General features: G+C 60.1%; 14 protein-coding genes. 3 read left to right on the top strand and 11 right to left on the bottom strand.

Annotated elements, in window-relative coordinates; translation table 11 throughout:
• Window positions 1–46: 46 nt before the first annotated feature.
• The 11 genes from AC2A6O_RS05630 to AC2A6O_RS05580 all read right to left on the bottom strand — a co-directional run bounded on the left by AC2A6O_RS05630 (window position 47) and on the right by AC2A6O_RS05580 (window position 9,738).
• A complete protein-coding gene (locus AC2A6O_RS05630) occupies window positions 47–793 on the bottom strand; it encodes a Crp/Fnr family transcriptional regulator (RefSeq protein WP_498926082.1) in 747 nt (248 codons plus the stop codon).
• 178 nt (window positions 794–971) lie between these two features.
• Window positions 972–1,415, bottom strand: a complete 444-nt coding sequence (locus AC2A6O_RS05625) for a DsrE family protein (protein WP_148582666.1) — start codon at window positions 1,413–1,415, stop codon at window positions 972–974.
• 86 nt (window positions 1,416–1,501) lie between these two features.
• A complete protein-coding gene (locus AC2A6O_RS05620; protein ID WP_498926081.1) occupies window positions 1,502–2,638 on the bottom strand; it encodes a c-type cytochrome in 1,137 nt (378 codons plus the stop codon).
• Window positions 2,622–3,896 (bottom strand): sulfite dehydrogenase, encoded by a 1,275-nt coding sequence (soxC, locus tag AC2A6O_RS05615; protein ID WP_148582668.1) that lies wholly within the window; start codon window positions 3,894–3,896, stop codon window positions 2,622–2,624. Before soxC ends, AC2A6O_RS05620 begins: the two co-directional genes overlap by 17 nt.
• 33 nt (window positions 3,897–3,929) lie before the next feature.
• Window positions 3,930–5,624 (bottom strand): thiosulfohydrolase SoxB, encoded by a 1,695-nt coding sequence (gene soxB, locus AC2A6O_RS05610; protein WP_498926080.1) that lies wholly within the window; start codon window positions 5,622–5,624, stop codon window positions 3,930–3,932.
• A gap of 194 nt (window positions 5,625–5,818) precedes the next feature.
• Window positions 5,819–6,649: a sulfur oxidation c-type cytochrome SoxA gene (gene soxA / locus AC2A6O_RS05605; RefSeq protein WP_148582728.1), complete on the bottom strand. Its 831-nt coding sequence runs from the start codon at window positions 6,647–6,649 to the stop codon at window positions 5,819–5,821.
• 173 nt (window positions 6,650–6,822) lie between these two features.
• The gene (gene soxZ / locus AC2A6O_RS05600) at window positions 6,823–7,149 is read right to left on the bottom strand and encodes a thiosulfate oxidation carrier complex protein SoxZ (protein ID WP_148582670.1); all 327 of its coding nucleotides are present in this window, start codon (window positions 7,147–7,149) and stop codon (window positions 6,823–6,825) included.
• 97 nt (window positions 7,150–7,246) lie between these two features.
• A complete protein-coding gene (gene soxY / locus AC2A6O_RS05595; protein ID WP_148582671.1) occupies window positions 7,247–7,696 on the bottom strand; it encodes a thiosulfate oxidation carrier protein SoxY in 450 nt (149 codons plus the stop codon).
• A 23-nt stretch (window positions 7,697–7,719) separates the two neighbouring features.
• The gene (gene soxX, locus AC2A6O_RS05590; protein WP_498926079.1) at window positions 7,720–8,199 is read right to left on the bottom strand and encodes a sulfur oxidation c-type cytochrome SoxX; all 480 of its coding nucleotides are present in this window, start codon (window positions 8,197–8,199) and stop codon (window positions 7,720–7,722) included.
• 177 nt (window positions 8,200–8,376) lie between these two features.
• The gene (locus tag AC2A6O_RS05585; protein WP_148582673.1) at window positions 8,377–8,970 is read right to left on the bottom strand and encodes a SoxW family protein; all 594 of its coding nucleotides are present in this window, start codon (window positions 8,968–8,970) and stop codon (window positions 8,377–8,379) included.
• 33 nt (window positions 8,971–9,003) lie between these two features.
• Window positions 9,004–9,738 carry a cytochrome c biogenesis CcdA family protein gene (locus AC2A6O_RS05580; RefSeq protein WP_148582674.1) on the bottom strand — a complete coding sequence of 245 codons (735 nt, stop codon included), beginning with the start codon at window positions 9,736–9,738 and terminating at the stop codon, window positions 9,004–9,006.
• 92 nt (window positions 9,739–9,830) lie between these two features.
• On the opposite strand from AC2A6O_RS05580, the gene AC2A6O_RS05575 reads away from it, so the two are divergent.
• The 3 genes from AC2A6O_RS05575 to AC2A6O_RS05565 all read left to right on the top strand — a co-directional run bounded on the left by AC2A6O_RS05575 (window position 9,831) and on the right by AC2A6O_RS05565 (window position 11,899).
• Window positions 9,831–10,205 (top strand): thioredoxin domain-containing protein, encoded by a 375-nt coding sequence (locus AC2A6O_RS05575; RefSeq protein WP_148582675.1) that lies wholly within the window; start codon window positions 9,831–9,833, stop codon window positions 10,203–10,205.
• 92 nt (window positions 10,206–10,297) lie between these two features.
• Complete coding sequence (locus AC2A6O_RS05570; protein WP_148582676.1) at window positions 10,298–10,648, top strand: ArsR/SmtB family transcription factor; 351 nt, start codon at window positions 10,298–10,300, stop codon at window positions 10,646–10,648.
• A gap of 144 nt (window positions 10,649–10,792) precedes the next feature.
• Window positions 10,793–11,899 carry a YeeE/YedE family protein gene (locus tag AC2A6O_RS05565; RefSeq protein ID WP_148582677.1) on the top strand — a complete coding sequence of 369 codons (1,107 nt, stop codon included), beginning with the start codon at window positions 10,793–10,795 and terminating at the stop codon, window positions 11,897–11,899.
• Window positions 11,900–11,906 lie beyond the last annotated feature (7 nt).

Raw genomic sequence — 11,906 nt, 5'->3', positions numbered from 1 at the left:
CGCGGGAAGACTGCTCTTTGGCAGCAGTTGAAGATGCAGGCCTGCCTCAGATAAGCGGGCGAGGATCTTCCGAAATGGCTTCATAAGAGGCGAGCTTTTCCAGGGCGTCCCTGTCCAGGACGCGAATTTGGTCCTTTGCCCAGCTTATCAGCTCTTTTTCCTGAAGCTTTCGAAGTGTCCGGCTGGTGTGCACCGGGGTAATCCCGAGCGCGTCGGACAAATGGCTTTGGGAGAACGGAGCATCGAGCGCCTGATTGCCGGCGTAGCCGACGTGCTGCGCCCGGTCATAAAGGTGCAGGATGAGATACGAGAGCCGCTCCAGTGCGGTGCGCTGGCCGAGGCTGATAATCTGTCCATCAAGTATCTGTTCCTCGCGCGCGGCAATCCATGTCATTGAAAAGGCGAGGGTTGGATGGTCCTTGAATATCGACCAGACCTTGTCGCGTTGAAAGACACATAATGTGGTGTCTGTGAGAGCCGTGACGGAGTGCTGCATATCTTTCAGGACGGCAAGCTGAAGGCCGACGAGGTCCCCCGGCAGGGCAAAATTCAACAGTTGCCGCCTGCCGTCGGCCAGAGCCTTGTGACGGAAGGCCCAGCCTTCCAGAATGGTGTAGAGATGCGGGGTCTTGTTCTCTTCCTGAAGGATGGTTGCCCCGGCTTCGACTGTCAGCTCACCGGTTTTGAAATCCGAAATGAAATCCAGTTCCTTGCCTTCCAGAGATCGGAACGCTGGTTTCTGCCTCAGGGGGCAAGCTCGACAATTGGTTTGAAACGGGACGGTTTCGGTCATACAAACGGCATCTCCATTGCAATTCATGAAAACGCCTTGAACAGCCGCAGGTTCCAATTTGAATTGGACTGGCTGGAGAATGCAGGTTCCCAGCCGCCGGACAGTCCGGCGGCCATGTGCCGGGATCCAATGCGGCCGTACGGGCGGTTAACCCGTCCGCACGGCGATCACCACAGGCTTACGGACGCAAAATGGTATAGCCGTCCGCGTCCAGCTCCATCAGTGTAACGGCCCCGGCAGGAACGACTTCGACGCCTTCGAGAAACGGAATGTCCTTGCCTTCGTTCCTGGCCATGGCCTGACGGGTGTTATCGCAAGCCTCGAAGGCGACATTCGGCATGCTCTGCACGAAGGATTTCATGCGGTCCGACACGGGAGAGGTATCTGCACGGAACATGTGCAGGCCGGCATTGAAGGCAACAATCTTGATGTCGGCTTCCTCGCCAATTTCCGAGTAATGGCGGGCAACATTGGCGGCGACATTCAAAACGGTGTTCATCTTCTGCGGATCGTTGTCGCTGATCTGCAGGGCAAGCTTGTGGATGCCATCGTCCGCCAATACGGCAGAGCCAAGCATCAGCAGGGCCGAAGCGGCCACTGCCAGTCTTGAAAACAGTCCCATCGTTTTTCCTCCTAACGCCGCAGGGTGTCCTGCGGCGGCCTTGCGCGGGCGGCCTTTCTTTCGTGGGCCGTTGCCGCAAAACGATGTCAGTCGACGCTTCCCATGCCTGAGGCGTCGTCATCATCGACGGAGCCGGGAGTGACGTCGAGAATGCGGGCACGCATGGTGATCTCGACAGCGCTGTCCTTGCAGTTGCTCATGCAAGGTTCGGCCTTGGCAGCATAATGCGGCTCTTCGGCCCGGGTGTCCGCAATGAAATTTTCCTCATTGGGAAGACGGATCTCCAGGAAGTTGTCTTTCGACAATTCGAAGTCCTCGTCGTCAACGAGGTCGTTCAGATACAGGAGGTAGGCCGTCAACGCATAAACATCGTCGTCCGACAGGGAGCGGGCATTGCCGTAAGGCATGGCGCGGCGGACATAGTCATAGACCGTGGACAGATACGGCCAGTAGGAGCCGATAGTCTTTTCCGGGCGTTCCTCGGTAAGCGTGTCCTGCCCGCCTGCCAGAACCGGCCAGCGGCCGACACCTTCGCCGAAGTCGCCGTGACAGACAGCGCAATTGTCGGTGAACAACACTTCACCCTCGGCAACCGTGCCGGAGCCTTCCGGCAGGCCGGTGCCATCGGGGCGAATGTCGATGTTCCAGGCTGCAACCTCGTCGTCTGTCGCCACGCGGCCGAGACCCAAGACACCGCCATCACGGGTTTCGGACACGGGCGCTGCGTGAGCTGCCGCTGAAGTGTCTGCGCTTGCGGTTTCCGTTTCGCCAGCCGCCGCTTCCTCGGCAGCCGGTTCTGCGGCGCCCTGCTGGTCAGCCGGGGCGGCGGCGCTGGAGAATGTGGCCAGATAGGCGATCACGTTTTCCAGATCGTCCTGCTTCTTCAAACCGGCGAAGGCCATCTTGGTGCCTTTGACCATGTCCCTGGGTTTGGCCAGATAGGTGGTCAGTGTCGCTTCGTCCCAGACAAGGCCACCGTTACCGGCTTCGATCATCGCCTTGGAGTATTTGTAGTCGCCGAGCGACCCGGCGGTGCGGCCGAAAACGTCGTTCAGTTCCGGTCCGACCTTGTTCTTTGCGCCTTCGCCCACCGCGTGGCAGGCAGCGCATTTCTTGAAGACCTTTTCCCCCTTTTGGGCGTCTCCCGCATGGGCTGTCGCGGCAAGCAGGGGCAGGGTGGCGATCAGGGTTCCAAGGCTGAGGGCTTTAAGAAACTTCGACATTTTCCACCATTCCGTCTGCTTTGACATACCAGGTCTGGATGCCGTTGTTGTGGTAGATCGAGTTTTCACCACGGGCGGCACGCAGCTCGTTCTTGGTCGGCTGGAAGAAGCCATGCTCGTCCATCGCGCGGGACTGGATCAACATGTCCGAGCCGTCCCAGTCGATGTCGAGGTAAAAGCGGTGCATGGCTTTGGACAGGCTCGGTCCGTCCAGACGGGCCGTCTTCCAGTTCCGGCCGCCATCAAGCGAGACATCGACCCGTTTGATCCGCCCGTTGCCGGACCAGGCGACGCCGGAGATGACCATCGGTCCCTTGCCGTGGCTGATCGGGGCCTGCGGGCTCGGCGAGGTGATGACGGATTTGGGATCCATCACCCAGGTGAAGCGGCGGGCCTTGCCGTTTTCCAGAAGGTCCGTGTATTTGGACGTTTCCTCGCGCTGGTGCCAGGGCTCGTCGCCGACTTCGATCCGGCGCAGCCATTTCACCCACATGTTGCCTTCCCAGCCGGGCACGACCAGGCGCAGAGGATAGCCCTGTTCGGGGCGCAGGGCCTCACCGTTCATCTTGAAGGCGACAAGGCAGTCGTCGAGGGCCTTTTCCATCGGGATGGAGCGGGTCATGGCCGAGGCATCGGCACCTTCCGGCATCACCCATTTGGCGTTGGTCTTGAGGCCTGCCTCTTCCAGGATCAGCTTCAGCGGAACGCCGGTATACATGACGCAGTGGACCATGCCGTGGGTATACTGGCAGCCGTTGAGCTGGGAGCCGCGCCACTCCATGCCGGAATTGGCGGCGCATTCCAGGAAGTAGACCCTGTTCTCACGCGGGAAGCGCTTCAGGTCTTCCATGGTGAAGACCAGCGGCGTGTCGACAAGTCCGTTGATCATCAGCCGGTGATCGGCCGGGTTGATCTCGGCAATGCCGCCATGGTGACGCTCGAAACACAGGCCGTTGGGCGTGATGATGCCGTCCAGATCGTGCAAGGGGGTGAAGTTCACCGAGCTTTCGGTGGAGGCTGTCAGCCATTCCACATCGCGGCGGACCACATCGGCCTCGAATTCCGAGGGCATGCCGTAGGGGCGCGATTGAACACCGTCGCCGAGATAGCGGTTCCAGTCCTGTATCTCGGTGATCAGCGGATCACCGGCGGCACGCGCCGCACCTGCGGTGCCTGCAACGGCTCCCGCTGCGAACCCTGCTTTCAGGAGGGAGCGCCTGGACAGGCCCGGCACTTTGGAAATGGTTTTGTCAGTCATGATCGTGTCCTCAGGATCTCTGAAGAAAAGGCGTCATCCTGCCAGCTTGACGGACTGGTTGTCCGGCAGGCTGACCACGGGATTGCTTGTGAGATAGGCTTCGACGACTTCGGCGATGGGTGGGCCTTCGGTGCCTTCGTTGACCGAAGCCCAGCCGGCAACGACATATTCCCTGGCCGGGTCGATGGGCTCGCCGGTGGCAAGCAGGGTCATACCCGAAATGCGCTCGCCGATGTCCTTGTTGGGGTCGATGGTGTAGCCCATGCCACCCACGCGGACCATGTCACCGCCCTGCTGGTAGTAGGGGTCCTTGTTGAAGAGGTTGTCGCCGACGTCTTCCAGAATGTCCTTCAGCATCTGACCCGTCATCGGCGAGCGGTAGGCCGCCGGATAGGTCATGGCGCAGGCGTTGTGGACGTCCTCGAAGGTGATGTCCTGGCCCGGCAGAACCGATGTCCCCCAGCGGAAGCCGGGCGACAGGGCAATTTCGGCGTCGCGTTCGCTCAAGAGTGCCTGGCAAATCAGATCGTCGAAGGTGCCGTTGAAGTTGCCGCGCCGGTAGAGAAGGCTCTCGGTCTTGCCAAGAACGCGGGCGAGATCCGCTTCGTAGGGTGCGCGGACCTCATCGATCAGCGCTGCCATATCCGCATCCGGCGTGATCACGTCGGAGAAGATCGGGATCAGGCGGTAGGCATAGCCCGCCAGTTTGCCGTCCTGAACATCGAGATCGACCCGGGACACGAATTTGCCGTTGGAGCCGGAGGCGATCACCAGCGTGTCGTTGACGATCACCGGCTCGGGCAGGGCGTCGTGGGTGTGCCCCGTCAGAATGACGTCGATGCCGTCGACACGCGACGCCAGCTTGCGGTCGACGTCAAAGCCGTTGTGCGACAGAAGCACAACGATCTCAGCGCCTTCGTCGCGTGCCTCGGCCACATGTTTGGCAATGTCTTCTTCACGGATGCCGAAAGACCAGCCGGGGATCATCCAGCGCGGATTGGCAATGGGCGTATAGGGGAAGGCCTGGCCGATGACGGCAACCTTTGAGCCGCCGCGCTCGAACATCTTCCAGGCTTCGAAGGCCGGTTCGTCCCATTCGTTGTCGTAGATGTTGGAGCCGAGGAAGGCGAAGGGCAGGCTGTCGATGACTTCCTGGACGCGGTCGGTGCCATAGGTGAATTCCCAGTGGCCGGTCATGGCGTCCGGTTCCAGCGAATTCATGATCGTAATCATGTCTTCGCCCTCGGTCACATTCGACGTGTAGCTGCCCTGCCAGGTGTCGCCGCCATCCAGAAGAAGAACGTTATCAGCGCCACGCTCGGCACGAATGCGTTTGATGACCGTCGCGACCCGGTCCATGCCCCCCATCTTGCCGTAGGTTCTGGCCAGGGCGACAAAGTCTTCAGACGTGAGCGCATAGGCATCCGGAGACCCGGCTTCGATGTTGTAGAGCTTCAGGAAATCCGCGCCGGTCACATGGGGTGGTTTGCCTTTGACAGCGCCGATGCCCAGGTTGATGGACGGCTCGCGGAAATAGATCGGCTTCAGCTGGGCGTGGATGTCGGTGATGTGCACCAGCGTGAGCGTGCCCTTGGCCTCCATTCCCAGGAGCTGGTCCTCTGTCAGGGCTTGCTGCGCCATCAGCCGCGACCAAGAACCCGCCATGCCCGATCCGAGCAAGGCGCTTGTCGCGGTTGCCGCCATCAGGAACTCACGTCTTGAGAACATTCTCAGTTTCTCCAAACCAACGGCCACTGACGGACCGGTTGCACAGTTTTCCCGTTGGTGCGCGGCAACGCCGTGCACCCCGGATATCCCACGTGGGGGACGGTGATCTTTTCAGCCTGCACTTTCAGCCTGTTGCCACAACAGAGAAGAAACCGGCGCGGTGACTGTGACCGCGCCGGAGGGGAACGGTCAGCCTATTGGCGAACCGCCGGGGTTTCGATGTCGAGCCCGGTCCCGCGCCAGGTCACATAGACCTCCAGAGCCATCAGATCGTCGGAGAAGGCTGGCGGGAAGGCTGCCCGGGTATCGCGAATACAGCCGCGGAAGCGGTTGTGCAGGGACACCATCGCGCTCTGCTTCAGACGGTAGGTCGGGAAGCCGTTGACGTTGCCTTGGCTGAGATGATCGGCCCGGATGTAGTTGCCGTTGTAGTTCTCGTGACAGGTGGCGCAGGCCAGGTTCAACTGACCCGTACGGGTGTAGTAGAGTTCCTTGCCTTTTTCCCACCAGTCCTGCATCTCGCCTTCGCTCAGGTCGACGTGCATCGGCATGCCGAGCGACTGGTGCTTGATGTAGGTCGTCAGAGCCTTCTGATCGTCGGCGTCGAACTTGTAGGGCTCTGCCTGCATGTTCTGTTCGCGGCACTGGTTGATCTGCAGCTCGATGTTGAACGGCTTGCCGGCCTCCTCATTCCACTTGGGATAGCTGGCACCAAGGCCCTTGAGGAAGGTTTCGGCATCCTCGTGACAGGACGCACAGGATTTTCCTGCAGCGCCATCCACCGTGTTCCAGATTTCCTCACCGCGCTCGACATAGAGCATGCCCGGGTTCTGGAAGCTGTCGGCTTCAAGGTCACGGGTCTCGGGCGTGCGGTAATGCCAACCGGAGATCAGTTCATCGAAAGGGTGTCCTTCCGGTGCCGGAACCCGGGTGTTGATTTCCAGTTCACCGTCGATAACGAGCTTATCGTCAACCGGCCCCCCGGCCAGGCTAGCGCTTGTGCCGACCATCATTGCTGCGAACATGGTGGCTATGCGTTTCGTTCTATTGGCCAAATCGTCTCCTCCCGATTTCAGCGACCCCAGGAACAGCCCGTCGTCAAACGATGGCAGATGGGATGTTCCGACACTCCCGAAGAAATCTGCTTCCAGCTGCGCAACCGGTTCCGGTGGCACAGCCGCAGATCCTGGGCCGCTGCCTATTCAACAGTGATCTTTTTTTCGGTTTCGTAGACGCTGCCGTCGTCATCGACCCAGGTGAATTTGAATGTGCCGGGCTCGTTCACCTTGGCACTGAACTCCATGTAGGGGTTTGCCGAGACTGCCGGGTCCATGTCGCAGGAGAAGACCACCTGTCCGTTGAACTCGCAGGTGAACTTGTTGATGATCTGGCGCGGAATGAGGTTGCCCTGCTTGTCCTTGCGCTGACCGGATTCCATCGGGTGGCTGATAAGCGTCTTGATGGTGATGACTTCGCCCGCAGCTGCCTTCTTGGGCACTTTCACGCGCGGTTTCGGTTCTGCCATGACTTTATTCCTTCGTGTCCCTGATCTGCTTGCCGGGCGGCAGTTCGGCTGAACGCCGGTGCCGGTCCTGCGGGCAAGCCGCTTGCACTGTTGCGGATCAGCCGCCGCAGCCGCCGATTGTGACTTTCACTTCCTTGCTGTCGATGAAGGAGGACCCGTCGTTCATCTTGGCGACTGCAATGACATTCTGCGTCTTGGCCAGCCGGATACGCGTCTTGGCTTCTGCAGCTCCGCTCATGGCGGTGAAGTGGAATGTCGCGACAGCGGGGTTCGGGTTGCCGTCTGCAAGGATCAGGACGGATTCAACATAGTTGTCTGCTGTCATGGGGCTGTCGACGGATACGCCGACCGGCACCGTGTTGCCGTTTTCGGCGATTTCCGGCGTATCGAGCGACACCGTGCCCTTCTTGGGCTCAGCTCCGCCGGTAAAGGCCTTGATTGCTTCTTCGGTCTGGTCGGTGGCGGCGAAGGAAACCCGCGACCCGGCAGCCACGAATGCGGCGGCTCCGATCGTGAGGCCAAACACCTGGCGTCTTGTAAAGCTCATCTCTTGCTCCTTGAAACCCGAGATCAATTCTCTTTCAGCGTCAGGAGATAGGCGACGACGTCCTCTACCTCTTGCGCTGACAGGATGGTTTTGCCGGCGAATTTTTCGTCGACGTTGATGCCCACCTTCAGGGTGTAGAAACCGGGCATGATGGTCTGGTCGCCAAAGACGTCCTTGCTGTTGACCACGATGGCGCGCAGTTGCGCCTCGCTCCAGCGGTCGGCAGCACCGTCCAGGACGGGGCCAACTTCGCCGTGGAACAGCTGCGCGCTGAGATCGGCATTGGCATGACAGGCCAGGCAATTGCCCTTTTTGCGGTCGGCGAAGGCTTCGCGCCCGGCCAGCGGGTCTCCCGGAACGCCCGTCAGGGACTGGGACATTTCCATATCCTCGATGGGAACGCTGTCCGGAGCAACCGTCCCGGCGGCCGCTGCCGAAGCGGCCAGAATGGCCAGGCCGGCAAAGGCCGCCGGCAGGCTGAATTGTGTCGCGCCCTTGAACATTGTGTCGGCTTTCCTCCTCAGTGCGGAACGGCCGGCTGTGGTGCCGTTTACGTTCCTTCGGCAGGTCCGATTCCCCAGCCTGCCTGTCCTCCTCATATTAAAAGATATGATTTTTTGCATATGTTATGCAATAGGCCTTTTGCCATATGAGGCATAAACCTGAATTCTCCTTGCCTGTCATTCCGCGTCGAGACGGCCTTCTGCGCGCAACTCGTTGATTTTACGGGCATGATACTTCTGGAAATGCTCGTCGCCCTCGTAGCCTTTTTCTCGGACCCAGCGGAACATGTCCAGGAATGTCCATTTGCCGAAGGCGCCGGGCATGGTTGCGACGGCCACTTCCGAAACGGTTCCTTCGCTTGGAACGTCCTCCGGCAGGAACACGATGGTCGGTGTGAAAACATAGCCCCACTTGCGGGCGGCGGTCTTTTCGGTCAGCTCTTCGCCGTCCAGATCGATCACCTCCTCATCGCCGAACATGTTGTACTGAACGACCATGAAGTTCTCTTTGATGTAATCGGTCACCTCCGGATCGGAGAGGATCTTCTCGTGCATCTGGCGGCAATAGATGCAGCCGCGTTGTTCGAAGATGATCGCCAGACGCTTGCCTTCTCCGGCGGCGGTTTCAATGTCCTCGCCAATGTCGCGAAAAGTCACGGTGAACCACGGCTGCTTGTGAAGGCCATCGTCGCCGAGCGTTGCGGCGAGCGCCGTCGTGGTCAGGGCCGCCAAGAGTTCGACTGCCAGAATCATATGTTTCCAGATACGCATGTCATTGTCCTCCCTGGACCGGATATCGGCCGGTCAGCCGATTTGCGTGAAAATCGGGAACGTTTCGAGCAACCAGAAGGCGATGGCCGACATCTGCCCGGTGATGAACAGCAGGCCGGTGAGCACCAGAAGGCCACCCATGATCTTTTCCACCGTGCCCATGTGTTTGCGAAAACGGCCGGCCACCTTCAGGAAGCGGCTGGCAAAGGCCGCTGCCAGGATGAATGGCAGACCGATGCCGAGCGCATAGACCGCGAGCAGGCCGGCACCGTTCCATATGGTGTCCGACGACCCGGCCACGAACAGGATCGCAGCCAGAACCGGGCCGACGCAGGGTGTCCAGCCGAAGGCAAATGCCAGACCCATGACGAAGGCCCCCACAAGGCCCGCGGGCTTGCGTTCCACATGGATGCGTGCTTCGCGAAACAGGAGGCCGATGCGAAAGACACCGAGAAAATGCAGGCCCATGACGATGATGATCGCGCCGGCCACATACGACAGGATATCGTAGTAGCGGGCAATCGACTGGCCAATGACGCTGGCCGTCGCGCCAAGGGCGACAAAGACCAGCGAGAAGCCGAGCACGAAAGCGATGGCGGCCAGAATCACCCGGCGCCCCGTTTCCGCGGTTGCCGTTTCGCCCTTCAGTTCATCGACGCTGACACCGGCCAGATAACACAGATAGGGCGGCACAATCGGCAAGACACAGGGTGAAATGAACGAGAGCAGACCTGCCAGAAAGGCAGCGCCCAGAGAAACATCGAGCATTCATTTCCTCCCAGTGAAACTCGATCTTTGGTTGCTTTAAAATATTCAAAAGTTCCTATATATTGCAATGGAAGAAATGTGGAGATTGCAAAATGTCCGTCGCGACTCGTGCGATGATCCTTGCCGGAGCGCTGATTTCCGGCCTGTTTCAGGCCTTTCCGGCATGGAGTGCCGAACTGGTGATGCTGGAACAACCTGGGTGTGTATGGTGCAAACGCTGGAATGAGGAAATCGGCATTGCCTATCCGAAAACGGCGGAAGGCCGGCAGGCCCCGTTGCGCCGTGTCGACATTACCGACACCTGGCCGCAGGATCTTTCCGGCATCGCAAAGGAGCGCATGACGCCAACCTTCATTTTGCTGGCCGACGGCGTTGAGATCGACCGGCTGCGCGGCTACCCGGGAGAAAACTTCTTCTGGCCCATGCTGGACGATATGCTGGGAAAGCTTCCGGATGCGACGAAGTGAGGTTGTTGATCCGCTGCTGAAGTTAAGGCATGAATTGGTAATGTGAATTGTGCGCTGCAATGGCGGTTGCTTGAAGAGGGTGTGGGTTCCGGATGATACTGCCGGCCATGGACAAGAACCTGGATGCGAAGGACCTCGACCTGCTGATGGAGCAGGCGCGGAAGGCGAGCGATCTGCTCAAGGCCCTTTCGCACGAGGTACGGCTCGTGATCCTGTGTTTGCTGTCGGAGGGCGAAAAGTCGGTTTCCGAGCTTGAGGAAATCCTGACCATGCCTCAGGCGGCGGTATCCCAGCAGCTTGCCCGGCTCCGGCTGGAAGGTCTGGTGCAGTCGCGGCGCGACGGGCGCATGATCTACTACAGCCTGATGAATGACGAAGTGAGTTCGATCATCTCGAGCCTCTACGATCTGTTCTGCAAGGACGTGCGCGCCCCGGAGAAATAAGCACAGGCAATGTGCCTGCACGCGTGCGTTGCAGCAAGGTCTCCGATTGCTGCGATTTTAGCAGCCTGCTACGGTTCATGAAAATCGCCGACAGAGCGATGACTGGAAACGCGGCCGGGTAATCCGGCGAAGGGTAGGACGCGCATGGTCAATCTCGATCCGGTGATGCTGACACCGATTCTCGGTGTGCTTGCGGGGTGCGTATTGGGGTTCGTTGCCCGGTCGAACCATTTCTGCACCCTGTCCGCGCTGGAGCGACATTGGTATGCGGGCGACAGCAGCGCGCTCAGAACCTGGGTGCTTGCGTCCGTATCGGCCCTCGTCGGCACGCAGTTGCTTGTTGCCTTCGGTTTGGCCGACACGGCTGCCTCCTTCTATCTGTCACCTGAATTTGGCTGGACCGGCGCCATCGTGGGCGGGTTCATGTTTGGCATCGGCATGGCACTTGTCGGCACCTGCGGCTTTGGCGCCGTCCTGCGTCTGGGCGGCGGCAGTCTGCGGGCGCTGGTGGTGCTGACGGTGATCGGCCTGTCGGCACTCGCTGCCCAACGCGGCATTGTCGGCATGCTGCGGGTGCCGCTGGTCGATGATCTCGCCGTTTCCTTCGGCGCAAGCGGCAGCCAGTCCATGGGCGATATTGTTTCCAACCTGTTCGGCATGAGGCTGCAGGGCGTGGTCGCCATCGTGATCGCGCTTGCGGGGCTGGTCTGGATCTTCAAGTCGGCATCCTATCGCCGTCAATGGAGCAAGATCGGAACCGGTGTCGCGATTGGCAGTGTGATTGCCTTCGGCTGGTGGGCGACGACCTTCCTTGCCGGGCGTTCCTTCGATCCCATTCAGATCGAAGCCGGGTCTTTCGTGGTGCCAGTGGGCGACACCATCATGCAGCTGATCACCTACACGGGAACCCTGCCGGATTATGGCGTCGGCCTGATCGTCGGGACGCTTTTCGGTGCCGTGATAGCTGCCCTTTGGAAGCGGGATATCCGCTGGGAGGCGTGCGACGATGCCCGCGAACTTGGCCGGCATCTTCTGGGTGGCACGCTGATGGGCGTTGGCGGTGTATTCGCCATGGGCTGCACGGTGGGGCAGGGCATCACCGGCTTTTCCGCGCTGGCGGTCTCGGCGCCGATCGTGATGGTGTCGATGGCGCTCGGTGCGCGGGTCGGGCTTGCCTGGCTTGTGGAAGGCAACGTTCTCGCCGCCTTCCAGCGCAATCAGGGCAGTGTGCATCACTCAGCGGCAGAATGACTCCCCG

Source organism: Labrenzia sp. ATLA3, assembly GCF_057180185.1.
This window is presented reverse-complemented; position numbering and strand designations above follow the sequence as displayed.